Annotated in this window: 21 protein-coding genes; 17 read left to right on the top strand and 4 right to left on the bottom strand. The window is 71.4% G+C overall.

All coding sequences use genetic code 11. From position 1 onward, the window contains the following. The first annotated feature begins 166 nt into the window (after positions 1-166). Positions 167-562: a DUF3040 domain-containing protein gene (locus ACIQ7D_RS32065; RefSeq protein ID WP_403943686.1), complete on the top strand. Its 396-nt coding sequence runs from the start codon at positions 167-169 to the stop codon at positions 560-562. Positions 563-748: 186 nt separating this feature from the next. On the opposite strand, the gene ACIQ7D_RS32070 is transcribed toward ACIQ7D_RS32065, so the two are convergent. The 4 genes from ACIQ7D_RS32070 to ACIQ7D_RS32085 form a co-directional block, all read right to left on the bottom strand. Continuing rightward, positions 749-3,175: a DUF3488 and DUF4129 domain-containing transglutaminase family protein gene (locus ACIQ7D_RS32070; protein WP_403943688.1), complete on the bottom strand. Its 2,427-nt coding sequence runs from the start codon at positions 3,173-3,175 to the stop codon at positions 749-751. Then, positions 3,172-4,530, bottom strand: coding sequence for a DUF58 domain-containing protein (locus ACIQ7D_RS32075; RefSeq protein ID WP_403943691.1), 1,359 nt, complete (start codon positions 4,528-4,530; stop codon positions 3,172-3,174). Before ACIQ7D_RS32075 ends, ACIQ7D_RS32070 begins: the two co-directional genes overlap by 4 nt. Continuing rightward, the gene (locus tag ACIQ7D_RS32080; protein ID WP_403943693.1) at positions 4,530-5,591 is read right to left on the bottom strand and encodes an AAA family ATPase; all 1,062 of its coding nucleotides are present in this window, start codon (positions 5,589-5,591) and stop codon (positions 4,530-4,532) included. Before ACIQ7D_RS32080 ends, ACIQ7D_RS32075 begins: the two co-directional genes overlap by 1 nt. A 237-nt stretch (positions 5,592-5,828) precedes the next feature. Continuing rightward, entirely contained in the window at positions 5,829-6,455 is a 627-nt protein-coding gene (locus ACIQ7D_RS32085) for a beta-class carbonic anhydrase (protein WP_403943696.1), read from the bottom strand. A 281-nt stretch (positions 6,456-6,736) separates the two neighbouring features. Here ACIQ7D_RS32085 and rsmH point away from each other — a divergent pair, with 281 nt between their 5' ends. The 16 genes from rsmH (at position 6,737) to ACIQ7D_RS32165 (ending at position 24,725) form a co-directional block, all read left to right on the top strand. Next, complete coding sequence (gene rsmH / locus ACIQ7D_RS32090; protein WP_403943799.1) at positions 6,737-7,693, top strand: 16S rRNA (cytosine(1402)-N(4))-methyltransferase RsmH; 957 nt, start codon at positions 6,737-6,739, stop codon at positions 7,691-7,693. Continuing rightward, the gene (locus ACIQ7D_RS32095) at positions 7,690-8,175 is read left to right on the top strand and encodes a cell division protein FtsL (protein WP_403943698.1); all 486 of its coding nucleotides are present in this window, start codon (positions 7,690-7,692) and stop codon (positions 8,173-8,175) included. The genes rsmH and ACIQ7D_RS32095 overlap by 4 nt, the downstream gene beginning before the upstream one ends. A gap of 4 nt (positions 8,176-8,179) precedes the next feature. Next, on the top strand, positions 8,180-10,150 hold the full coding sequence (locus ACIQ7D_RS32100) for a peptidoglycan D,D-transpeptidase FtsI family protein (RefSeq protein WP_403943700.1): 1,971 nt from the start codon (positions 8,180-8,182) through the stop codon (positions 10,148-10,150). A 17-nt stretch (positions 10,151-10,167) separates the two neighbouring features. After that, positions 10,168-11,925, top strand: a complete 1,758-nt coding sequence (locus ACIQ7D_RS32105) for a UDP-N-acetylmuramoyl-L-alanyl-D-glutamate--2,6-diaminopimelate ligase (protein ID WP_403943702.1) — start codon at positions 10,168-10,170, stop codon at positions 11,923-11,925. Further along, positions 11,922-13,352 (top strand): UDP-N-acetylmuramoyl-tripeptide--D-alanyl-D-alanine ligase, encoded by a 1,431-nt coding sequence (murF, locus tag ACIQ7D_RS32110; protein ID WP_403943704.1) that lies wholly within the window; start codon positions 11,922-11,924, stop codon positions 13,350-13,352. Before ACIQ7D_RS32105 ends, murF begins: the two co-directional genes overlap by 4 nt. After that, the gene (gene mraY / locus ACIQ7D_RS32115) at positions 13,349-14,419 is read left to right on the top strand and encodes a phospho-N-acetylmuramoyl-pentapeptide-transferase (RefSeq protein ID WP_403943705.1); all 1,071 of its coding nucleotides are present in this window, start codon (positions 13,349-13,351) and stop codon (positions 14,417-14,419) included. Before murF ends, mraY begins: the two co-directional genes overlap by 4 nt. Continuing rightward, on the top strand, positions 14,416-15,822 hold the full coding sequence (gene murD, locus ACIQ7D_RS32120) for a UDP-N-acetylmuramoyl-L-alanine--D-glutamate ligase (protein ID WP_403943708.1): 1,407 nt from the start codon (positions 14,416-14,418) through the stop codon (positions 15,820-15,822). Before mraY ends, murD begins: the two co-directional genes overlap by 4 nt. Positions 15,823-15,967: 145 nt before the next feature. Next, entirely contained in the window at positions 15,968-17,404 is a 1,437-nt protein-coding gene (gene ftsW / locus ACIQ7D_RS32125) for a putative lipid II flippase FtsW (RefSeq protein WP_403943710.1), read from the top strand. Between the two features lie 6 nt (positions 17,405-17,410). After that, positions 17,411-18,505 (top strand): undecaprenyldiphospho-muramoylpentapeptide beta-N-acetylglucosaminyltransferase, encoded by a 1,095-nt coding sequence (murG, locus tag ACIQ7D_RS32130; protein WP_385003047.1) that lies wholly within the window; start codon positions 17,411-17,413, stop codon positions 18,503-18,505. Between the two features lie 22 nt (positions 18,506-18,527). Beyond that, positions 18,528-19,319 carry a cell division protein FtsQ/DivIB gene (locus tag ACIQ7D_RS32135; RefSeq protein WP_403943712.1) on the top strand — a complete coding sequence of 264 codons (792 nt, stop codon included), beginning with the start codon at positions 18,528-18,530 and terminating at the stop codon, positions 19,317-19,319. 276 nt (positions 19,320-19,595) lie between these two features. Beyond that, positions 19,596-20,807, top strand: coding sequence for a cell division protein FtsZ (gene ftsZ / locus ACIQ7D_RS32140; RefSeq protein WP_403943714.1), 1,212 nt, complete (start codon positions 19,596-19,598; stop codon positions 20,805-20,807). Further along, the gene (pgeF, locus tag ACIQ7D_RS32145; protein WP_403943716.1) at positions 20,804-21,532 is read left to right on the top strand and encodes a peptidoglycan editing factor PgeF; all 729 of its coding nucleotides are present in this window, start codon (positions 20,804-20,806) and stop codon (positions 21,530-21,532) included. Before ftsZ ends, pgeF begins: the two co-directional genes overlap by 4 nt. A gap of 32 nt (positions 21,533-21,564) precedes the next feature. Then, positions 21,565-22,284, top strand: coding sequence for a YggS family pyridoxal phosphate-dependent enzyme (locus ACIQ7D_RS32150; RefSeq protein ID WP_403943800.1), 720 nt, complete (start codon positions 21,565-21,567; stop codon positions 22,282-22,284). Between the two features lie 124 nt (positions 22,285-22,408). Continuing rightward, the gene (locus tag ACIQ7D_RS32155) at positions 22,409-23,020 is read left to right on the top strand and encodes a cell division protein SepF (protein ID WP_329826037.1); all 612 of its coding nucleotides are present in this window, start codon (positions 22,409-22,411) and stop codon (positions 23,018-23,020) included. 93 nt (positions 23,021-23,113) lie between these two features. Then, on the top strand, positions 23,114-23,410 hold the full coding sequence (locus ACIQ7D_RS32160) for a YggT family protein (protein ID WP_365806590.1): 297 nt from the start codon (positions 23,114-23,116) through the stop codon (positions 23,408-23,410). A gap of 49 nt (positions 23,411-23,459) precedes the next feature. Further along, positions 23,460-24,725, top strand: coding sequence for a DivIVA domain-containing protein (locus tag ACIQ7D_RS32165; protein WP_403943721.1), 1,266 nt, complete (start codon positions 23,460-23,462; stop codon positions 24,723-24,725). Positions 24,726-24,853: the final 128 nt, after the last annotated feature.

Consider the following 24,853-nt stretch of genomic DNA (forward strand, 5'->3'; position numbering starts at 1 on the left):
TGACGGATCGATGGTTGGGGAATCAACGCCTCAGCGGCCGAGCCGACATGGCGGCCCGGAATGGCGATTTGGCGTTGAGGGCGGGTTTCACGGGGGCGATTCCCTGCCTATCCTTGAAGGAGCCGCATACCGGTCGCCCCCCGCGACCGACGACTAGGAGGACTCCGTGCCGCTCTCGGAGCACGAGCAGCGAATGCTCGAGCAAATGGAGCGAGCGCTGTACGCCGAAGATCCCAAGTTCGCGACAGCGCTTGAGGGAAGCGGGCTGCGTACATACACCCGGCGACGGGTCTACCAGGCAGTCGCAGGCTTCCTGGTGGGTATCGCGCTCCTCATGGCCGGAATGGTCGCCCAGCAGATCTGGATCAGCGTGGTGGGGTTCCTCGTCATGCTGGGCTGTGCGGTCCTGGCGGTCACCGGTTGGCGCAAAGCGCCCAAACCAGGTGAGCAGCAGGCGGCGGGCGGCGCACCCGCCGACCGTCGCCCATCGAGACAGCGCCGTTCCATGATGAACCGGATCGAGCAGCGGTGGCAGCGTCGCCGCGACGAGCAGGGCCAGTAGTACCGGCCCCGCCGCTCGGCTTCACCGAGCGACAGCGGGACCGGGGCAGCAGAGCCGGACAGGACGCGTGACAGTACGGCTGAGGGGCGGACGCTTGAAGCGTCCGCCCCTCAGCCGTCTCCGTCTGCTACACCCGTCTGCTCTGCCCGTCCGTACGGACGGGCAGAGTCCTGTGGGCCCCGCCCCTCAGCCCCGTTGCCGGGACGGCCGTAGACGGGCCGTGGCCAGCGCCATCCGGCGGGTCAGCTCCAGACGGCGGTCCGTCCAGCGCGCGGCGACCGTACGCAGGCGGTCCGACGCATACCAGATCACCCGAACGGACGAGCGAGGCGCGAGGAGTGCGCGCAGCCGCTTCCTCCGGTCGGCCGACGCGCTCAGACCCTGCCGGATCAGCCGGGCGTCCTCGGCGAGCCCCACCCCGGGCCGGGGCACCGGCGCGTACAGCACCTGTTCCACGGACCCGGCCACCCGGTGCACCGCCTCGGCCGCCGCACCGTCGAGACGGCCCAGCCGCACGATCCGGTCGGCCGTCTTCCTGGGGGTACCCGACTCGTCCGGTGGTATGCCGTGGTCCCACGCCGTATCGACGACCTCGCGCCAGGCCGCGAGCGTTTTGGCCGTGGCGTCCTGCGGCGTCCGCCCGCCGGAGGAGAACCGCCGCGCCCTGACCCGGGTCCGCCACAGCAGGGGCAGCAGCGGCAGCAGCAGTACCGCGAGTGCGCCCGCCACCACGGCGAGCACGGTCCCCACCGGGGTGCCCCGGTCGGTCGGCGGCAGTGCGCCCGCATCCGCCGCCGGGTCGCACTCGCCCAGCCGCTGGGCCTGCGCCGGGCAGCTCTCCGAGGCCGACGGCGCCGTGGACGGCGCGGCCGAGGTGTCCGTGCCCGCACTGGCCGTGTCGCTCGGAGTGTCGGTCGGGGCCTCCGGGAGGGTGTAGTCGGGGGTGCTGCCCCGGCTCGGCGTCGGCTCGAAGCGGGTCCAGCCGACCCCCTCGAAGTACAGCTCGGGCCAGGCGTGCGCGTCCCGCAGGCCGACCGACATCGAACCGTCCGACTGCGGGGTGCCCGGGGTGAAGCCCACCGCGACCCGCGCCGGGATGCCCAGCGTGCGGGCCATCGCCGCCATCGCGAAGGAGAAATGGACGCAGAAACCTTCCCTGTTCCGCAGGAAGCGGGTGATCGCCGTGACGCCGGTGCCCGAGTCGACGGCGGTGTTGTACGTGAAGCCGCCGTCCAGCGCGAACCAGTCCTGGAGCTTGACGGCCTTCTCGTAGTCGTTCGCCGCCCCCGCGGTGATCTCCCGCGCCGTCGACCTGACGATCTCCGGCAGCACCGAGGGCACCTGGGTGTACTCACGGCGCAGCGCCGACGGGGCCGCGGGCGCCGAGGCGAGCTGCTGCCTGCTGGGCGTCACCTGGAGACTGGTGACCTCGTAGCGCGCGCCCCGTGTCGACTGGCCCCGGTCGCCCACCAGCGTCCGGCCCGTGGGCTCGAAGCGCCAGCGTCCGTCGATCTTCACCTTGGAGGCCGGGTAGGGCATCGGCAGATAGTTCTGCCGGTACCAGCCCGCGGCGGAGATCGTGGTCGTGATCTCCGTGGTGTCGACCTCGCCGCGCAGCCCGGGGGCGGAGGGCAGCGTGCCCGGTACGTCCTCCACGTTGCGCTGCGAGAACCGCCAGGACGTGCCGTCGAACTTGTCCAGCGCCATGATCCGCAGATACAGGTCCTGCGTCTCCTTCGCGTTCGTCCGGTAGCGCAGCGCCTCGCGGTCCTCCGGCTGGTTCAGATTGTCCTGGAGCGACACCAGCGGGTTGACCGCGGAGATCGTGCCCCCGCCGCCCACCCCCGAGCCGTTCCCGGCGCCCGCCCCGGCCAGCAGCCCGCCGTCCAGCGCGGGCAGGGCCGCCGGGACCGCGAGCGCGACGCCCAGCGCCACCGCACCGATCCTGCGGCCCGTGCGGACCGGGGCCCGCCCGTTCGGGTCGAAGACCGACGAGAACCGGCCCCCGGGGCGTGGCGCGCCCCCGAAGACCCGGCCCCACTGGGAGAGCCGGTCCCGGCCCTCGGCCAGCAGGAGCAGCAGATAGCCGGTGGCGGCCAGCAGGAACCACAGCCACCCCCCGGCCCCGCCGGAGAGCCCCGCCGCGACCGAGTACAGCGCGAGCAGCGGCAGCCCGGCCGGGGCGGCGCTGCGGAAGGTCACCGCGATCGCGTCCACCGCGAGACCGATCACCAGCACGCCGCCGATCAGCATCAGCCGGATGCCCTCGGTCGCCGGGGCCGGTATCGCGTACCGCCCGACGTCGTCGCCGCCCGAGGTCAGCAGCCGGCCGAACTCCCGCACCGCGTCGGGCGTCGGCACGAAGCCGAACAGGGCCTGCTCCTTGGCGAAGACCAGGGTGAGCAGCAGCATGACGGTGACCGCCTGGAGAACGACGGTCAGCGCCCGCGCCAGCGGAATCCGCCGGGCCAGCGCCCCCACCCCGCTCACGACGCCCACCATGAACGCGCACTGCACCAGCCAGGTGGACGACTCGATCAGCGGGGTCAGCGCGCCCGCCGCCATCAGCGTGGCGGCGAAGGCACACAGCGCCAGCCTTCCGTGACCGCTCATGACCATCCTCCGGAGAAGCCTGTCGAACCGCCCGCGACGGCCGATTCCGCGTGCTGGCGGCCGGCCTGCCGCCACAGGTCGGGCAGCGCCGCCCCGGAGGGCACGGCCAGGGCCGTCCACCCCGTCTCACGCAGTTGCCGCAGCCGTGTCCCGACCTCGGCGCCGTCCCTCGGGCCCTGCGCCCAGCCGGAGGAGTCGAGGACGAAGGCGACGGCCGCGCCGCTGCGCTGCCGCATCCGGGCGGCCACCGCCGTCTGCTCCTCGTCCAGATCGCCGAAGAACGCCACCAGCAGCCCCTCGGTGGAGCCACGCAGCACGTCGTACGAGCGCGAGAGGCCCGCCTCGTCGGAGTGGTCGACGACCGCGAGCGTGTCCATCATCAGCCCGGCCGAGTCCGCGGAGTCCTGGGTGGCCCCGGCGAAGCCCTCGGAGCCCTCGCCGGGCACCGAACCGCCGGTGTCCGTCAGCAGCCGTACCGCGAAGCCCCGTTCCAGCATGTGCACCAGCGCGGAGGCCGCCCCGGACACCGCCCACTCGAAGGCCGAGTCGGGCCCCGAACCCTGGTAGGCGGTCCGCCGGGTGTCCAGCAGGACCGTGCAGCGCGCCCGCTGCGGCTGTTCCTCGCGGCGCACCATCAGCTCGCCGTAACGGGCCGTCGAGCGCCAGTGCACCCGGCGCAGATCGTCGCCGTGCCGGTACCCCCGCGGGATCACGTCGTCGTCACCGGCCAGTGCCAGCGAGCGCTGGCGCCCGTCGCCGTGGCCCGCCGCCTCGCCCGCGAGCCGCACCGGCGGCAGCGGTTCGGTGCGCGGGATGACCGTGAGGATGTCGAACGCGCTGAACGAGCGGGTCAGCTCGCACATCCCGAACGGATCGCTCAGCCGGAGCTGGAGCGGCCCGAGCGGATAGCGTCCGCGCAGATCGGAGCGGACGCGGTAGGACACCTCACGGCGGCCCCCCGGCTCCACCCGGTCCAGCACGAACCGGGGGCGCGGCCCCAGCACGTACGGCACATGGTCCTGGAGCATCAGCAGCCCCGTGGGCAGCCGCGTGACGTTGTCCATCCGCAGATGCACCCGGGCCTCGGCCCCCGCCGGGACCCGCGACGGCGCCAGCCGCCTGCTGCCGGCCACCCGGTAGCGCGTGCGGTACAGGACCGCCACGCAGATCAGCGGCAGCACGGCGAGCAGCAGCCCCACCCGCAGCAGATCCGACTGGCCGAGCACGTAGGCGCAGACGGCGGCGGCGATCCCGGCCGCGAGGAACGACCGGCCGCGGGTGGTCAGCCCGGACAGGGCGGCCCGCGCCCCGCCCTTCTCCTCGCCGTCCCCGGCGGCCGGCCCCCCGGACGCCATCACAGCCGCCGGACGCCGGACTGCTGGCCGAAGAGCGTGCCACCGGGCCCGGCGGGCCCGCCGACCACCGGGCGGCCCGTGGTGGTCCGCCCGCCGTCCGCCGTGGGCACCGGGGTCCGCTGGAGGATGTCCTGGACGACCTGCTCCGCCGTACGCCGGTTCAACTGGGCCTGGGCCGTGGGCAGCAGCCGGTGCGCCAGCACCGCCGACGCCAGTGACTGCACGTCGTCGGGGAGCGCGTACTCCCGTCCGGCGAGCGCCGCCGCGGCCTTCGCCGCACGCAGCAGATGGAGCGTGGCGCGCGGCGAGGCGCCGAGTCTGAGATCCGCGTGCGTACGGGTCGCCGCGACCAGCTCGACCGCGTACCGCCGTACGGACTCGGCGACATGGACCGTGCGCACGGCGTCGATCAGCTTGACGATGTCGTGGGCGTGCGCCACCGGCTGGAGGTCGTCCAGCGGCGAGATCCCGCCGTGCACGTCCAGCATCTGCAACTCGGCCTCGGCGCTCGGGTAACCGATCGACACCCGGGCCATGAAGCGGTCGCGCTGCGCCTCCGGGAGAGGGTAGGTGCCCTCCATCTCGACCGGGTTCTGGGTGGCCACCACCATGAACGGGCTGGGCAGTTCGTAGGTCTGCCCGTCGATGGTGACCTGGCGCTCCTCCATGGATTCCAGCAGCGCCGACTGGGTCTTGGGCGAGGCGCGGTTGATCTCGTCGCCGATCACGATCTGCGCGAAGATCGCACCCGGTTTGAACTCGAAGTCCCGCTGCTGCTGGTCGTAGATGGACACCCCGGTGATGTCCGACGGCAGCAGATCGGGGGTGAACTGAATACGCCGCACCGAACAGTCGATGGAGCGCGCGAGCGCTTTGGCCAGCATGGTCTTGCCCACGCCGGGGACATCCTCGATCAGAAGATGGCCCTCGGCGAGGAGCACGGTCAGCGAAAGCCGTACGACCTCAGGCTTGCCCTCGATCACACCCTCCACCGATGCGCGCACACGCTCCGCTGTGGTGGTCAGATCTGTGAGGCTCGCTCGATCGTCATAGGTCGTCACCCGGCCCTCCTCGGCCCTTTCAACGGGCCGAAGCGAATCAGACGGCCCGGCCCTCCCCGAAACACGGACACCGTCTCCGGGAGGTCCCGGAGCGGTGCCCCACACGCATTCTCGTCGCCGTTACCGCTTCGTGTCATCCGCCTGTGGATAAGTCGGTGGGTTATATCCGCTTTGCCGTTTTCGGGGGGCTGGTCGGCGCCCCCGTTCCCTACGTACGGGAGGACGGGGCGGTCCTGCTCAGTCCGCGGTGTCGATTTCCCGCAGCAGTCCGGTCGTCACGTCGAAGACGAAGCCGCGGACGTCGTCGGTGTGCGGGAGGAACGGCGAGGTCCGTACGCGCCGCATCGACTGACGCACGTCCTGGTCGACATCGCGGAACGCCTCGACGGCCCACGCGGGACGCTGGCCGACCTCCATCTCCAGCTCGTGCCGGAACTCCTCGGTGAGGCTCTCCAGACCGCAGCCGGTGTGGTGGATCAGGACCACGCTGCGCGTGCCCAGCGCCCGCTGGCTGATGGTGAGGGAACGGATCACGTCGTCAGTGACGACACCACCCGCGTTACGGATGGTGTGACAGTCGCCGAGCGAGAGGCCCAGCGCGTCGTGGAGGTCGAGCCTGGCGTCCATGCACGCGACCACGGCGACCCGGAGCACAGGGCGGGCGTCCATGCCCGGATCCGTGAATCCGGCCGCGTACGCGCTGTTCGCGTCGACGAGGCGATCGGTGACGGTACCGCCGGAGCGGGCCGCACCGGCGGGGGCCCCTGAGGGCTCTGCGGGGAGATGTGCGGAAGTCGGCATACCTGTGACGTTAGTCGTCACCGGCGCGGGAAGCCCGCTGTGAGAGGGGACAAAGAACGTCATCGCGGCGTGGTGTGAGCTAACCCACAGGGCGGAGCGGCGTGCGGCCGGACGAGTGAGGATCGGCGTTCGCCGACCGCCGGCCCGGCCGCCCCGCGACGCGCTGACCGGCCGGGTGGCCCGGGACCACCGGGAAGCGTGGACTAAAGTGGCGCGAAGTTCACGGACACACCCTGAACACGTGCCAGAACGCATCCCGAATTTTCCCGCATAACGCGGCGTACGTGCGGCTCGGCCCCTTCCCGCTCGGCGGTACGTACGACCGTCCGTACTTGAGAGGGCGCATGAACCAGGTCCGGCATGTACCGGTGATGCTCCAGCGGTGCCTCGACCTGCTGGCCCCCGCCCTCGCCGAGCCCGGGGCCGTCGTCGTCGACTGCACCCTCGGCCTCGGCGGACACAGTGAGGCGCTGCTCGCCACCTTCCCCGCCGCGCGGCTCGTCGCGCTCGACCGCGACCAGGAGGCGCTGCGGCTCTCCGGCGAACGCCTCGCGGCCTACGGGGACCGGGCCACTCTCGTGCACGCCGTCTACGACGAACTGCCCGACGTGCTCGACCGGCTGTCCATCCCCCGCGTCCAGGGCGTCCTCTTCGACCTGGGCGTCTCGTCCATGCAGCTCGACGAGGCCGACCGCGGCTTCGCGTACGCCCAGGACGCGCCGCTCGACATGCGGATGGACCAGACGACCGGCGTCAGCGCCGCCGAGGTCCTCAACACCTACCCGCCCGGCGAACTGGTCCGTATCCTGCGCGCCTACGGCGAGGAGAAGCAGGCCAAACGCATCGTGTCCGCGGTCGTCAGGGAGCGCGACAAGGAGCCCTTCAGCCGCAGCGCCCGGCTCGTCGAGCTGATCCGTGACGCCCTCCCGCAGGCCGCCAAGCGCACCGGCGGCAACCCCGCCAAGCGCACCTTCCAGGCCCTGCGTATCGAGGTCAACGGCGAACTCCCCGTCCTGGAACGGGCGGTCCCCGCCGCCGTACGGAGCCTCGCCGTCGGCGGCCGGATCGCGGTCCTCTCGTACCACTCGCTGGAAGACCGCCTGGTCAAGCAGGTCTTCGCGGCCGGCGCCGCCAACACGGCGCCGCCCGGCCTGCCCGTCGTCCCCGAGCGCTACCAGCCCCGGCTGAAGCTGCTCACCCGCGGCGCCGAACTCCCCACCGAGGAAGAGGTCGCGGAGAACCGCCGCGCGGCCCCCGCCCGGCTGCGGGGGGCGCAGCGGATCCGGGAGGACGTCCTGTGACCAGGGGGCCGGGCAGGCAGCTGAAGGGGCGGGCCGCCCGCCTCGCCCAGGTGCTGCCCGCCGGGAACAGCTCGGCGGCCCGCACCCCCTTCGTCCTGCTGGTCGTGCTGCTCCTCGGCGGCGGCCTGATCGCCCTGCTGCTGCTGAACTCCGCGCTCAGCGAAGGCTCGTTCCGGCTCACCGACCTGAAGAAGCGCACCACCGACCTCACCGACGAGCAGCAGGCGCTGCAACGCGACGTGGACGACCTCTCCGCCCCGTACGCCCTGGAGCGGCGCGCCCGCGAGCTGGGCATGGTGCCCGGTGGCAGCCCGGCCTTCCTCGATCCGGACGGTACGGTGCGCGGCGTGCCCGGCGCCGCGGACCGGCCGTCGGCCCAGCCCTCCGCGCAACTCTCCCCGCGGCCCTCCGCCGTGGAGGAGCCCCCGCCGTCCCCCGCACCGGCGTCCGGTACGCCGGCCCCGACGACCTCCGGCAGGTGACGCAGTGCCCCCCAAGGACCCACCGCGCCGCCGGGTGCCGGGCCCCGCACGCTCCGGCAGCGGCGGACGCCCCCGCACCCCGCCCCGCCCGGCCGCCCGCCCCGCGCCGCGCCGGCCCCGTAACGGCTCCCGCGCCCCACGCAGGATCCAGCTCGGCAGCCCCCGCCCCCGGCTCCGGCTGGTCGGCCTCGGCCTGACGCTCGTCATGCTGGTGTTCGTCGTCCGGCTGCTCCAGGTGCAGGCCGTCGACGCCAGCGCGTACGCCGCCAAGGCGGAGAAGAGCCGCTACCTCAGCCACACCATCGCCGCCGAGCGCGGCCAGATCACCGACCGCTCCGGCGTCGCGCTCGCCACCAGTGACGACGCGTACGACATCACCGCCGACCCGTCGATGTTCACCCCCGAATTCAGCAAGGTCCCCGACGCCCCCGAACAGGCCGCCGCGCTGCTCGCGCCGATCCTCGGCGCCGACACCGGCGACCTCGCCAAGAAGCTCAGGACCCCCAAGTCCCGCTACGCGGTGCTGGCCCGCCGCCAGACCCCGCAGGTCTGGAACCAGATCAAGGACCTCAAGCGGGTGCTCGCCGAGAAGGCGAGCAAGCAGAAGTCCGCCGACGGCGCCGTCAGCGTGCTGGCGGGCGTCTTCCAGGAGACCAGCAGCAAGCGGGTCTACCCCAACGGCGACCTCGCCGCCGGGATACTCGGATACGTCAACGCCGCGGGGCGCGGCGGAGGCGGCATCGAATCCATGCTCGACACGGAACTCGCCGGCAAGGACGGCAAGGTCACCTACGCCCAGTCCGGCGGACGCCGGGTCCCCACCGCCAGCTCCCGTGAGACGCCCGCCGTACCCGGCTCGGACATCGAGCTGACCATCGACCGGGACATCCAGTGGGCGGCCCAGCAGGCCATCGCCGACCAGGTGAAGGAGTCCAAGGCCGACCGCGGCTACGTGGTGGTCCAGAACACCAGGACCGGCGAGGTCCTCGCCATGGCCAACGCCCCCGGCTTCGACCCCAACAACCTCTCCCAGGCCAACTCCGCCTCCATGGGCAACGCGGCGCTCCAGGACGCGTACGAGCCCGGCTCCACCGCCAAGGTCATGTCCATGGCCGCCGTACTGGAGGAGGAGGCCGCCACCCCCGGCACCCATGTCGTCGTCCCCAACCGGCTGCACCGCGGCGACCGGCTCTTCAAGGACGACATCGACCACCCCACCTGGTACCTGACGCTCAACGGCGTCCTCGCCAAGTCCAGCAACATCGGCACCATCCTGGCCACCGGGCAGCTCGGCAAGACCCAGCCCGAGGCCAACAAGGTCCTCCACTCGTACCTCGACAAGTTCGGCATCGGACAGCCCACCGGCCTCGGCTACCCCGGCGAGACCCGCGGCATCCTGGCCCCGCCGCAGGACTGGTCCACCTCCCAGCAGTACACGATCCCCTTCGGCCAGGGCCTCTCCCTCAACGCCATGCAGGCCGCCTCGGTCTACTCGACCATCGCCAACGGCGGCGTACGGATCGAACCCACCCTGATCCGCGGCACCAACGGCCCCGACAACCGCTTCACCGCGGCGCCCGCGCCCAAGAAGACCCGGGTGGTCAGCGAGAAGACCGCCACGACGGTGGCCACCATGCTGGAGTCGGTCGTCGCCGACGTGGAGGGCACCGGAACCAAGGCCCAGGTCCCCGGCTACCGCATCGCGGGCAAGACCGGTACGGCCAACCGGGTCGACCCGAAGCTCGGCGTCTACAAGGGCTACACCGCCTCCTTCGCCGGCTTCGCGCCCGCCGACGACCCGCAGATCACCGTCTACTGCGCCATCCAGAACCCCACGAGCGGCAGTTACTTCGGCGGACAGATCTGCGGCCCCATCTACAAGAAGGTCATGGAGTTCGCTCTCAAGACACTGCGGGTCGAACCGACCGGCAGCAAACCCGCCCGGCTGCCGGTCAGCTTCAAACCCGGCGAGTGACCCCAGGGAAAGTCCCAGTGACAACGATCACCCCCGGTTCCGGGAACCACCCGGAACCGCCCCCGCACCGGCCCGCCTCACGTGGCCCGGCGCCCGCCCACACCGGTACGCTCACCGCCGTGCCACAAGCTGATCAGTACCGAACCCCCTCCAAGGACGCCCCTGTGAACACTCCGGGGACGCCCCGTCCGGACCGGGTCCGCCCGACCTCCCTCGCCGAGCTGGCCGCCCTGCTGGGCACCGAGGCACCGGGCGCCACGGCGGCGGGACCCGGCGAAGCCACCGGGATCACCCACGACTCGCGCGCCGTGCGCCTCGGGGACGTGTACGCCGCGCTCCCCGGCGCCCGCCTCCACGGGGCGGACTTCGCCGGCCAGGCCGCGGACCTCGGAGCCGTCGCGATCCTCACGGACCCCTCCGGCACCGACCGCGCCGCCGCCACCGGGCTGCCCGTCCTCACCGTGCCCGACCCGCGCGGCAGCATGGGCGAACTGGCCGCCGCGATCTACGGGAACCCCGGCACCGATCTGCTCCAGATCGGCATCACCGGCACCTCGGGCAAGACCACCACGGCCTACCTCGTCGAGGGCGGACTGCGCGGCGCCGGCCACCGTACGGGCCTCATCGGCACCGTGGAGACGCGCATCGAGGACGAGCGCCTCAAGTCGGAGCGCACCACCCCCGAGGCCACCGACCTCCAGGCGCTCTTCGCGGTCATGCGCGAACGCGGTGTCCGCTCGGTCGCCATGGAGGTCTCCAGCCACGCCCTCGTGCTCGGCCGGGTCGACGGCTGCGTCTTCGACGTCGCCGTCTTCAACAACCTCAGCCCGGAGCACATGGAGTTCCACTCCGACATGGAGGACTACTTCCAGGCCAAGGCGCGGCTGTTCACCCCCGAGCGCAGCAGGACCGGCGTCGTGAACGTCGACGACGCGTACGGCCGCAGGCTCTCCGAGGAGTCCGGCGTCCCCGTCACGACCTTCTCCGCCGAGGGCCACCCGGACGCCGACTGGCGCGCCGAGGACGTCCATGTCGGCTCGCACGGCTCCACCTTCACCGCCGTCGGCCCGCGCGGCGAGCGCGTCACCGCCGAGGCGCCGCTGCCGGGACCGTTCAACGTCGCCAACACCCTCGCCGCGATCGTCACCCTGGCCGTGGCCGGGATCGACCCGCAGACGGCCGCCGACGGCATCGCCGCCGTCCCCGGCGTACCGGGCCGGCTGGAGCGCGTGGACGCCGGACAGCCGTACCTCGCCGTCGTCGACTACGCGCACAAGACCGACGCCGTCGAATCGGTGCTGCGCTCCCTGCGCAAGGTCACCAAGGGCAAGGTCCACATCGTCCTCGGCTGCGGCGGGGACCGCGACCGGACCAAACGCGGGCCGATGGGCGCCGCCGCCGCCCGCCTCGCCGACACCGCCGTCCTCACCTCCGACAACCCGCGCGGCGAGGACCCGCTGGCGATCCTCGCCGCGATGCTCGCGGGCGCGGCCGAGGTCCCCGTCCACGAGCGCGGCGACGTCCTGGTCGACGCGGACCGGGCCGCCGCCATCGCCGCGGCCGTCGCCCGCGCCGGGGCCGACGACACCGTACTGGTCGCAGGCAAGGGCCATGAGCAGGGCCAGGACGTCGCCGGAGTGGTACGCGCCTTCGACGACCGCCAGGTCCTGCGCGAGGCCATCGAGCGCTCCCTGCGCCACGACGCAGACCCCGGCGAGCAGTGCCCGCCCTACCGCGCCCCGCAACGAGAACAACAGTCAGGGATGACCCAGTGATCGCCCTCTCCCTCGCCGAGATCGCCGCCATCGTCGGCGGGCAGCCGCACGACATACCGGATCCGGCCGTCCGCGTCACAGGACCGGTCGTGTACGACTCCCGCGCCGTCGAGCCGGGCGGCCTCTTCGCCGCCTTCGCGGGCGACCGCGTCGACGGCCACGACTACGCGCGGCGCGCCGTCGAGACGGGCGCGGTGGCCGTACTGGCCACCCGCCCCGTCGGCGTGCCCGCCATCGTCGTCGACGATGTCGTCCAGGCCCTCGGCGCCCTCGCGCGCACCGTGGTCAAGCGCCTCGGCGCCACCACCGTCGCGCTGACCGGTTCGGCCGGAAAGACCAGCACCAAGGACCTGATCGCGCAGCTCCTGCGGCGCGCGGGCCCCACGGTCTGGCCGGACGGCAACCTCAACAACGAGATCGGGCTGCCCATCACGGCACTCCGCGCGGAGGAGGACACCCGCTTCCTCGTCCTCGAAATGGGCGCCCGCTACATCGGGGACATCCGCTACCTCACCGGACTCGTCCCGCCCATCGTCGGACTCGTCCTGAACGTCGGCACCGCGCACATCGGCGAGTTCGGCGGCCGGGAACAGATCGCCCAGGCCAAGGGCGAAATGGTCGAGTCCCTGCCGTCAGCCGCCGACGGCGGAGTGGCCGTGCTCAACGCCGACGACCCACTGGTTCGCGCCATGGCGTCGCGCACAAAGGCGCGCGTCGTGCTCTTCGGGGAGTCGGGCGAAGCAGACGTACAGGCAGAGAACGTCCGCCTCACAGCCACCGGACAGCCCGCGTTCAGCCTTCGAACACCCTCCGGGTGCAGCGAGGTGACCCTGCGGCTGTACGGTGAGCACCACGTGTCGAACGCGCTCGCCGCGGCCGCCGTCGCCCATGAGTTGGGCATGTCCGTCGACGAGATCGCCGTGGCGCTCTCCGAGGCGGGAACCCTCTCCCGCTGGCGTATGGAGGTCACCGAGCGCTCGGACGGCGTGACGATCGTCAACGACGCCTACAACGCGAACCCCGAATCCATGAGAGCGGCGCTCCGCGCGCTGGTCGCCATGGGTGGTGCCTCACGGCCCGAGGGGAGCCGTACGTGGGCGGTGCTCGGGCAGATGGCCGAGCTGGGTGACACGTCGCTCGCCGAGCACGACGCGGTCGGACGGCTCGCCGTCCGGCTCAACGTCAGCAAGCTCGTGGCAGTCGGGGGCAGGGAAGCGTCCTGGCTGCGATTGGGCGCTTACAACGAGGGTTCGTGGGGTGAGGAGTCGGTGCACGTGTCCGACGCGCGGGCGGCGATCGACCTGTTGCGCAGGGAACTGCGTCCGGGAGACGTCGTGCTGGTGAAGGCTTCCAGGTCGGTCGGCCTCGAAAAGGTCGCCCAGGCACTGCTGGAGAACGCCACCGAGGGCGAGGTCGCCGGCCGATGAGGCAGATCCTCTTCGCGGGAGCCATCGGGCTCTTCCTCACCCTGATCGGCACTCCGCTGCTGATCAAGCTGCTGGCGAGGAAGGGGTACGGGCAGTTCATCCGGGACGACGGCCCCCGTACCCACGGCAGCAAGAAGGGCACGCCCACGATGGGCGGCATCGCCTTCATCCTGGCCACGCTCATCGCGTACGCCCTGGCGAAGGTGCTCACCAGCGAGACCCCGTCCTTCTCCGGTCTCCTCGTCCTGTTCCTGATGGGGGGGATGGGGCTCGTCGGGTTCCTCGACGACTACATCAAGATCGTGAAGCAGCGGTCGCTGGGACTGCGCGCCAAGGCCAAGATGGCGGGCCAGCTCATCGTCGGCATCGCCTTCGCGGTGCTCTCGCTCCAGTTCGCCGACTACCGCGGCAACACCCCGGCCTCCACCAAGCTGTCGTTCGTCGCGGACTTCGGCTGGTCCATCGGCCCGGTGCTCTTCGTGGTCTGGGCGCTGTTCATGATCCTCGCCATGTCCAACGGCGTGAACCTGACGGACGGTCTGGACGGCCTTGCCACCGGCGCCTCGGTGATGGTCTTCGGCGCGTACACGTTCATCGGGCTGTGGCAGTTCCAGGAGTCCTGCGCCAACGCGCTGACCCTGACCAACCCCAACGCCTGTTTCGAGGTACGAGATCCACTCGACCTCGCGGTCGTCGCCTCCGCCCTGATGGGCTCCTGCTTCGGCTTCCTGTGGTGGAACACCTCGCCCGCCAAGATCTTCATGGGGGACACCGGATCGCTCGCGCTCGGCGGCGCGATCGCCGGTCTCGCGATCCTCTCCCGTACGGAAATCCTGATGGCCGTTCTCGGCGGCCTCTTCGTGATGATCACCATGTCGGTGGTCATCCAGGTCGGCTCCTTCAAGATGACCGGCAAGCGCGTATTCCGTATGGCACCGCTCCAGCACCACTTCGAACTCAAGGGGTGGTCGGAAGTCCTTGTGGTGGTCCGCTTCTGGATCATCCAGGGCATGTGCGTCATCGTCGGTCTCGGACTCTTCTACGCGGGCTGGGCGGCAGAGAAGTGAACTGGCAGGGCAAGCGGGTCACCGTCGCGGGTCTCGGGGTCTCCGGGATCCCGGCGGCCCGGGTGCTGCACGGTCTCGGCGCCGTCGTCACCGTGGTCAACGACTCGGACGACGAGCGGGCCCGCGCCCAGGCCGCCGAACTGGAGAAGCTCGGCGTGACGGTGCGCCTCGGCGACGGGGCGACCCTGCCCGAGGCCACCGAGCTGATCGTCACGGCCCCCGGCTGGCAGCCCGGCAAACCCCTCTTCACGGCCGCCGCGGCGGCCGGCGTGGAGATCTGGGGCGATGTCGAACTGGCCTGGCGGCTGCGGGGGCCAGGGGCGGCCCCCTGGCTCGCCGTCACCGGCACCAACGGCAAGACCACGACGGTCAGGATGCTCGCCTCGATCCTGACCGCCGCGGGGCTGCGCACGGCCGCCGTCGGCAACATCGGCGTCTCGCTGCTGGACGCCGTCACCGGCGAGGAGACGTACGACGTCCTCGCCGTCGAGCTGTCCAGCTACCAGCTCCACTGGGCGCCGAGCCTGCGCGCCCACTCCGCGGCCGTGCTCAACCTCGCGCCCGACCATCTCGACTGGCACGGCTCCATGGAGGCGTACGCCGCCGACAAGGGCCGTGTCTACGAGGGCAACACGGTCGCCTGCGTCTACAACGCGGCCGACCCGGCCACCGAGGACCTGGTCCGCGCCGCCGACGTCGAGGAGGGCTGCCGGGCGATCGGCTTCACGCTGGGGACGCCGGGCCCCTCCCAACTGGGCGTCGTGGACGGCATCCTGGTCGACCGGGCCTTCGTGGAGAACCGCCGCGAGCAGGCCCAGGAGCTGGCCCAGGTCTCCGACGTGAACCCGCCGGCCCCGCACAACATCGCCAACGCGCTTGCCGCCGCCGCCCTCGCCCGCGCGTACGGGGTCGAACCCGCCGCCGTACGCGACGGACTGCGCGCGTTCCGCCCGGACCCGCACCGCATCGAGCGCGTCGCCGAGATCGGCGGCGTCACCTACGTCGACGACTCCAAGGCCACCAACACGCACGCCGCGGAGGCCTCCCTCGCGGCGTACGACCCGATCGTCTGGATCGCGGGCGGCCTCGCCAAGGGCGCCTCCTTCGACGAACTGGTCGGCGCGTCCGCGCGACGGCTGCGCGGTGTGGTCCTGATCGGCGCCGACCGGGCCCTGATCCGCGAAGCACTCGCGCGACACGCCCCCGAAGTCCCGGTCGTGGACCTCGACCGGACGGACACTGGGGCGATGTCGGCGGCGGTTCGCGAAGCGGCACGGCTCGCGCGGCCGGGGGACACGGTCCTGATGGCCCCCGCCTGTGCCTCGATGGACATGTTCGTCAACTACAACAAGCGGGGCGAGGCGTTCGCCGACGCCGTACACGCCCTGGATGAGCCCGCCTGACCGGTCCGGCCCCCGCGCCGTGCTGAACTGTTCCCGGGGCCGCGACAGCGGCGGCCCCGCCGAACACGCCCCGGCCCGCCGAACGCCGCGACCTCCGCGACAGCCGTGACGGCCGCGCCGGGCACGACTGGAGGGGACAGCGACGATGCCGGCCGACGACACCGCGGACCGGGAACGCGGACCCGCGGTGACCCACTGGGGCTTCGCGGCGGTGCCCGCGCCCGGGGGAGTGCCCGCACTCCGCGGCAGGGCGCCCGGCGCCGCCGTACGCAGGCCCCCCGCAGCCCGGCGCGGTGCCGCGGGCCGCGCCCCCCGCCCGCCCCGCGGCGCCCGCACCAGACGCCTCTACGAGCGGCTGAGGCGGGCCTGGGACCGGCCGCTCACCGCCTACTACCTGATCCTCGGCAGCGGACTGCTGATCACCGTGCTGGGCCTGGTGATGGTCTACTCCGCGTCGATGATCTACGCCCTCCAGAACTCGCTGCCGGCGACCTACTTCTTCCGCAAACAGTTCCTCGCGGTGATCCTCGGCGCCGGACTGCTGGTGGCCGCCTCCCGGATGCCCGTCAAACTGCACCGGGCCCTCTCGTACCCCATGCTGGTCTCCAGCGTCTTCCTGATGGTGCTCGTCCAGGTCCCCGGGATAGGGCGGTCCGTCAACGGCAACCAGAACTGGATCTACCTCGGCGGCCCGTTCCAGCTCCAGCCCAGTGAGTTCGCGAAACTCGCCCTCGTCCTGTGGGGCGCCGACCTGCTGGCCCGCAAGAACGACAAACGGCTGCTGACCCAGTGGAAACATCTCCTGGTGCCGCTGGTCCCCGGCGGCTTCCTGCTGCTCGGGCTGATCATGCTCGGCGGCGACATGGGCACCGCGATCATCCTCACGGCGATCCTCTTCGGGCTGCTCTGGCTGGCCGGCGCCCCCACCCGGCTCTTCGCCGGGGTCCTCGGGGTCGCCGGGCTGATCGGCGTCATGCTCATCCAGACCAGCCAGAACCGACTGGACCGGTTCGGCTGCATCGCCGCGAAGGACCTGGGCCCCGAAGGGGAGTGCTGGCAGGCGGTCCATGGAATCTACGCCCTCGCCTCCGGCGGATGGTTCGGTTCCGGCCTCGGCGCGAGTGTGGAAAAGTGGGGTCAACTGCCCGAACCGCACACCGACTTCATTTTCGCCATCACCGGGGAGGAACTGGGGCTGGCGGGGACGCTGTCGGTACTCGCACTGTTCGCGGCTCTAGGCTATGCGGGTATTCGCGTGGCCGGACGCACGGAGGACCCCTTCGTGAGGTATGCCGCGGGAGGTGTGACCACCTGGATCACGGTGCAGGCCGTGATCAACATCGGTGCGGTGCTCGGCCTGCTGCCGATCGCCGGAGTCCCGCTCCCGCTGTTCTCCTACGGAGGGTCGGCCCTGCTGCCGGCGATGTTCGCGGTCGGGCTGCTGATCGCGTTCGCACGGGAGGATCCCGCCGCGAAGGCGGCCCTGGCCATGCGGCAGCCTGTCTTCGGCAGGAAGCGGCCCGGGGTGAGTTGGAAGACGATGAGACGGCGCGTCAAGAAGCGTCCGTCCGGAGAGCGGTGAATTTCGGTGCATGTCGTACTCGCCGGTGGGGGGACCGCCGGCCACATCGAGCCCGCGCTCGCCCTCGCGGATGCCCTGCGCAGGCAGGACCCCACCGTGGGGATCACGGCCCTCGGCACGGAGCGCGGACTGGAGACCAGGCTCGTACCCGAGCGCGGATACGAACTCGGGCTCATCCCCGCCGTACCGCTGCCGCGTAAGCCCACCCCCGAACTGATCACCGTTCCGGGGCGGCTGCGCGGCACCATCAAGGCCGCCGAGCAGATCCTGGAGCGCACCAAGGCGGACTGTGTCGTCGGCTTCGGCGGCTATGTCGCGCTGCCCGGCTACCTCGCCGCCAAACGGCTCGGGGTGCCGATCATCGTCCACGAGGCCAACGCCAGGCCCGGACTCGCCAACAAGATCGGCTCGCGGTACGCGGCCGCGGTGGCCGTCTCCACCCCCGACAGCAAGCTGCGGGACGCCCGCTACATCGGCATCCCGCTGCGCCGTACCATCGCCACCCTCGACCGCGCCCGGGTGCGCCCCGAGGCGCGCGCCGCCTTCGGACTCGACCCCAACCTGCCGACGCTGCTGGTCTCCGGCGGCTCGCAGGGCGCGCGCCGGCTCAACGAGGTGATCCAGCAGATCGCCCCCGTGCTCCAGCGCTCCGGGATCCAGATCCTGCACGCGGTCGGACCGAAGAACGAAATGCCGCGCGTGGACAACATGCCCGGTATGCCGCCCTATATCCCGGTACCGTATGTCGACCGGATGGACCTCGCGTACGCCGCGGCCGACATGATGCTCTGCCGCGCGGGCGCGATGACCGTCGCCGAACTCTCCGCCGTCGGACTGCCCGCCGCCTACGTCCCGCTGCCCATCGGCAACGGTGAACAGCGGCTCAACGCCCAGCCGGTGGTGAAGGCCGGCGGCGGACTGCTGGTCGACGACGCGGAACTGACGCCCGAGTGGATCCAGGGCCAGGTGCTTCCCGTGCTCGCCGATCCGCACCGGCTGTTCGAGATGTCGCGCGCGGCGGCGGAGTTCGGCCGCAGGGACGCCGACGATCTGCTGGTCGGCATGGTGTACGAGGCGATCGCCGCACGCCGGAGGGCGTAGGCGGGAGGCAGGAGGCAGCAGCGTGGCCGGAGGGACGACCGCCGAGCGCGGCGCACGACCGAAGCCGGCCTCCGGCCACCCTGGCGAAGGGGGCGGGGGCGGCCGGTTCCGGCTGCCGCGACCCCGGCTGCTGATCGCGGTGGCCGCCGCCGCGCTGGTGGCCGGCGGGGCCCTGTGGGCGCTCTACGGCTCCCAGTGGCTCCGGGTCGGGAAAGTGACCACCTCCGGCATCGAGGTGCTCTCCCGCGCCGAGGTCGAGTCGGTGGCGGCGGTCCCCCTCGGGGAGCCGCTGGTCTCCGTCGACACGGACGCGGTGCAATCCCGGCTGCGGCAGAAACTCCCCCGGATCGACTCCGTCGATGTCACCCGGTCGTGGCCGGACGGGATCAGTCTGAAAGTGATCGAACGTAAACCCGCGCTGCTCATCGGAAAAGGTGCGAAGTTCATCGAAGTGGACGCCGATGGTGTCCGTTTCGCGACCGTCGACAAGGCGCCCGCCGGAGTTCCCGTACTGAGAATGACGGTCGGTCGATCGGCCGGTTCCGGTCGGTTCGGAACGGAGCGGCTGATGCGTGAGGCGGTGGCCGTCCGCGGCGAACTCCCCGCCCCGGTAGCCAGGGAGACCAGGGCCGTCCAGGTCCGTTCGTACGATTCCGTCTCCCTGGAGCTGACCGGCGGTCGTACGGTGATGTGGGGAAGCGGCGAGGACGGCGCGGCCAAGGCGCGTGCGCTCACCGCCCTCATGAAAGCGGTCCCCAAGGCGGCGCACTTCGATGTGAGCGCGCCCACGGCACCTGCCGCCTCGGGGAGTTGACGGGCATATGCGCTGGCCAGCACCCTGGTTGGTCAGCGCTATGGGTGATCACATAGGGTGAAAAGAAAAACGGGAGGTTCGGCGTGTTCGTTGAACGCGCGCCACTTGTCGACTTAGTGTCCTGTTCGGAAGAGTCCAAGAAGCGGACACACTGGTAACCCTGAACTTCAACGTGAGGGTTTGGGTCGGCGTTTCGGACCGTCCCATCGGCATCAGTCGCCGCGGCGCCACATCAGCGCCGCGACGACACGTAAATCGAGGCGAGAGGCCTTCGACGTGGCAGCACCGCAGAACTACCTCGCAGTCATCAAGGTCATCGGTGTCGGCGGCGGTGGTGTCAATGCCATCAACCGAATGATCGAGGTCGGTCTCAAGGGCGTCGAGTTCATCGCGATCAACACGGACGCGCAAGCCCTGTTGATGAGCGACGCCGACGTCAAGCTCGACGTCGGCCGGGAACTCACCCGTGGCCTCGGCGCCGGCGCCAACCCGGCGGTCGGCCGCAAGGCGGCGGAGGACCACCGCGAGGAGATCGAGGAGGTCCTCAAGGGGGCCGACATGGTCTTCGTCACCGCGGGCGAGGGGGGCGGCACCGGCACCGGCGGCGCGCCCGTCGTGGCCAACATCGCGCGCTCGCTCGGCGCCCTGACGATCGGTGTGGTCACCCGCCCGTTCACCTTCGAGGGCCGGCGCCGCGCCAACCAGGCGGAGGACGGCATCGCCGAACTCCGCGAAGAGGTCGACACCCTCATCGTCATCCCCAACGACCGGCTGCTGTCCATCTCGGACCGCCAGGTCAGCGTGCTCGACGCGTTCAAGTCCGCGGACCAGGTGCTGCTGTCGGGTGTCCAGGGCATCACCGACCTCATCACCACCCCCGGGCTGATCAACCTGGACTTCGCCGACGTGAAGTCCGTGATGTCCGAGGCCGGCTCGGCGCTCATGGGCATCGGGTCCGCCCGCGGCGACGACCGCGCGGTGGCCGCCGCGGAGATGGCGATCTCCTCGCCGCTCCTGGAGGCGTCCATCGACGGCGCCCGCGGGGTCCTGCTCTCCATCTCCGGCGGATCCGACCTCGGTCTCTTCGAGATCAACGAGGCCGCGCAGTTGGTCAGCGAGGCCGCCCACCCCGAGGCCAACATCATCTTCGGCGCCGTCATCGACGACGCCCTGGGCGACGAGGTACGGGTCACCGTCATCGCGGCCGGCTTCGACGGCGGACAGCCGCCGACGCGGCGCGAGACCGTGCTCGGCGCGGGCTCCGGCAAGCGCGACGAGCAGCAGGCCCCGAACCGCTCCGCCGACACCGGCCGCTCCGCGAGCGGGCTCGGTACGGTGCCGCCGCGTGAGGAGAGCCAGATCCGGGTCGACCCCACCCCGGTCGGCGAGAAGCCGCTCTCGACGGTCAACCCGCCGCAGGTTCCCCCGGCCCGTCCGTTCCCGGACAGCCAGGCCGAGGAGCTGGACGTACCGGACTTCCTGAAGTGATACGACAGTACGAAGAACTGAGCGGCGCGCACTTCGCCTTCACCGACCGGTGGGGCGGAGTGAGCGCCGCTCCGTTCGGTGAGCTCAACCTCGGCGGCGCGGTCGGTGACGACTCCGCCGCCGTACGCGCCAACCGCGACCTCGCGGCGAAGTCCCTGGAGATCGACCCCGCCCGGGTCGTCTGGATGAACCAGGTGCACGGCCGCGACGTCGCCGTCACCGAAGGACCGTGGACGGACGGGGAGATCCCGGCCGTCGACGCGGTCGTCACCGTACGGCGCGGCCTCGCCCTCGCCGTACTCACCGCGGACTGTGTCCCCGTCCTGCTGGCCGATCCGGTCGCCGGGGTCGCCGCCGCCGCGCACGCGGGGCGTCCCGGACTGGTCGCGGGCGTCGTCCCCGCCGCCGTCGAGGCGATGGTCTCGCTCGGCGCCGAACCGGCCAGGATCACCGCCCGCACCGGCCCCGCCGTCTGCGGGCGCTGTTACGAAGTCCCGGCGGCGATGCGGGACGAGGTCGCCGCCGTCGTACCGGAGGCCGCGGCCGAGACCGGCTGGGGGACCCCGTCCGTCGATGTCGTCGGCGGAGTCCACGCGCAGCTCGCGTCCCTCGGCGTACGGGACCGGCGCCGCTCGGAGATCTGCACCCGGGAGTCGGACGACCACTACTCGTACCGCCGCGACCGCGTGACCGGCCGGCTCGCCGGCTATGTCTGGCTGGCCTGATGGACAGCACAGACATGACGGATATGAAGGACATGACGGACCGAAGGGTCGAACTCGCCGGAAATCTGGCGACGGTGGAGCGGCGGATCGCCGCCGCCTGCGCCGCCGCGGGCCGCGCGCGGGAGGAGGTGACCCTGATCGTGGTCACCAAGACCTATCCCGCGAGCGATGTCCGGCTGCTCCATGAACTCGGGGTGCGGCAGGTCGCGGAGAACCGCGACCAGGACGCCGCCCCCAAGGCGGCGGCTTGTGAAGATTTGTCGTTGACCTGGCATTTTGTGGGTCAATTGCAGACGAACAAGGTCCGTTCCGTAGCCAGTTACGCCCATGTGGTGCAATCTGTCGATCGTGTCAAGCTTGTCTCCGCGCTCTCCGCCGCGGCGGTACGTACGGAGCGTGAGGTCGGGTGCCTGCTTCAGGTCGCCCTCGACGCCGGTTCCGGTGAGCGTGGGGCGAGGGGCGGTGTGGCGCCCGACGGGATCGAGGAGTTGGCCGCCGCGGTGGCCGGCGCACCGGGGCTGCGGCTGGACGGTCTGATGACCGTGGCGCCGCTCGCCGGTCCGTACGCGGGCCGGCAACGGGCCGCGTTCGACCGGTTGCTGGAATTGGCATCCCGCCTGCGGGCGGACCATCCGGCTGCGAACATGGTCTCGGCGGGGATGAGCGCGGACCTTGAGGACGCGGTAGCGGCGGGAGCGACACATGTACGCGTCGGTACTGCGGTACTCGGAGACCGACCTCGGACCGGGTAACGTCGCGAAGCGAGTCGGACCACAGCAGAAAATATGGTCATTTCCGCCGAAAGGCGGTCAGACCCAGTGGATCGAGGGCACTTGGTGACGAGGCCGATCCACCACAGAGCGGAGGACCCAGAGCATGGCCGGCGCGATGCGCAAGATGGCGGTCTACCTCGGCCTCGTGGAGGACGATGGGTACGACGGCCGGGGCTTCGACCCCGACGATGATTTCGAACCCGAGCCGGAGCCGGAGCGTGAACACCGGCGTCACCAGCCCGTACACCAGCCCGAGCGGGAAGAGCCCGTGCGCGTGCCCCAACCGCCCGCGCAGCGCGAGCGCGAGCCGGTTCCGCTAGCGGCGGAAAGCGGACGTCCGGCACGAATCGCCCCCGTGGCATCCATCACACCTGAACGTCCCAGCCTGGAGAAGAACGCACCCGTGATCATGCCCAAGGTCGTGTCGGAGCGGGAGCCTTACCGCATCACCACGCTGCACCCGAGGACCTACAACGAGGCCCGTACCATCGGGGAACACTTCCGCGAGGGCACTCCGGTGATCATGAATCTCACGGAGATGGACGATACGGACGCGAAGCGACTTGTCGACTTTGCCGCGGGACTCGTCTTCGGTCTCCATGGCAGCATTGAGCGCGTGACGCAGAAGGTGTTCCTGCTCTCTCCTGCTAACGTCGATGTCACGGCGGAGGACAAGGCCCGCATCGCAGAGGGCGGGTTCTTCAACCAGAGCTAGAACACAGCACCGGGAACGACCCGGTCGCACAGCGGGAACGGCCCGCCGGAGCGACCGGAACCAGAGTGAGCCAGGGGAGAGGGAAACAGCGGGATGGGCATCGCACTACAGGTGGTCTACATCGCGCTGATGTGCTTCCTCATCGTGCTGATTTTCCGGTTGGTCATGGACTACGTCTTCCAGTTCGCGCGCTCATGGCAGCCCGGCAAGGCGATGGTGGTCATTCTGGAGGCCACCTACACTGTCACCGATCCACCGCTCAAGCTTCTGCGGCGGTTCATCCCGCCGCTGCGTCTCGGGGGCGTGGCACTCGACCTGTCCTTCTTCGTTCTGATGATCATCGTTTACATCCTCATCGCGGTTGTCAGCAACCTTGCGAGGGGAATGTGAACGAAACGGTCTTGCCGACTGCCGACGACTACGTAGAGGTGAAGAAGAGATGCCGCTGACCCCCGAGGACGTGCGGAACAAGCAGTTCACAACCGTCCGCCTCCGAGAAGGCTACGACGAGGACGAGGTCGATGCCTTTCTCGACGAGGTCGAGGCCGAACTGACCCGCCTGCTCCGCGAGAACGAGGACCTGCGGGCCAAACTGGCCGCGGCGACGCGTGCCGCCGCGCAGAACCAGCAGCAGCAGTCCATGCGCAAGCCGCCCGAGCAGCAGGACCGACCCGGGGCCCCGGTACCCGCCGCCATATCAGGTCCGCCGCAGCAGCAGCAGCCCCCGCAGATGGGCCCGCCCCAACTGCCCGGTGGCGCACCGCAGCTCCCCGCCGGGCCGAGCGCCCACGGCCAGGGCCCGCAGGGCCACGACCCGCGCGGCCAGCAGCAGCACGGCCAGGGCCCGATGGGCCAGGGCGGTCCGATGCAGCAGGGCGGCCCGATGGGCCAGGGCGGACCCATGCAGCAGGGTGGCCCCATGCAGGGCGGACCCATGGGCCAGGGCGGTCCGATGGGCCAGGGTGGCCCGATGCAGCAGGGCGGCCCGATGGGCCAGGGCGGACCCATGCAGCAGCAGGGCGGCCCCATGGGCGGTCCGATGGGCGGCCCCATGGGCGGTCACGGTCCGCAGATGGGCCAGCCCGGTCAGGGGCCCGGCGGTGACAGCGCCGCGCGTGTTCTGTCGCTCGCCCAGCAGACCGCCGACCAGGCGATCGCCGAGGCGCGTTCCGAGGCCAACAAGATCGTGGGCGAGGCCCGTAGCCGCGCCGAGGGCCTGGAGCGCGACGCGCGCGCCAAGGCGGACGCGCTGGAGCGGGACGCGCAGGAGAAGCACCGCGTGGCGATGGGCTCCCTGGAGTCCGCGCGCGCGACGCTGGAGCGCAAGGTCGAGGACCTGCGGGGCTTCGAGCGCGAGTACCGTACGCGGCTGAAGTCCTACCTGGAGAGCCAGCTCCGGCAGTTGGAGACCCAGGCGGACGACTCGCTGGCCCCGCCGCGCACCCCGGCGACCGCCTCGCTGCCGCCGTCGCCCTCGATGGCTCCGGCCGGCGCGGGCGCGATGGGGCACAGCATGAGCGGGGGCCCGTCCATGGGCGGCCCCTCGATGGGTGGCCCGTCGCAGGGCCCGTCGTACGGTGGCCAGCAGCAGATGTCGCCCGCGATGACGCAGCCGATGGCACCGGTACGGCCGCAGGCGCCGCAGCCGATGCAGCAGGCGCCGTCGCCGATGCGGGGCTTCCTGATCGACGAGGACGACAACTGACGGGTTCACGCGTGCGGAACGCGTAGCCGTCGGCAGAACGAAGGGCCGGGCCCGGGACATGTGTCCCGGGCCCGGCCCTTTTCCGTGCGGGTGTCTGTGCGGGTGCCTGTGCCTGTGGCGTTCGGGCG

Origin of the sequence: Streptomyces sp. NPDC096310, from assembly GCF_044763125.1 — a bacterium.
Taxonomy (GTDB): Bacteria; Actinomycetota; Actinomycetes; order Streptomycetales; family Streptomycetaceae; genus Streptomyces.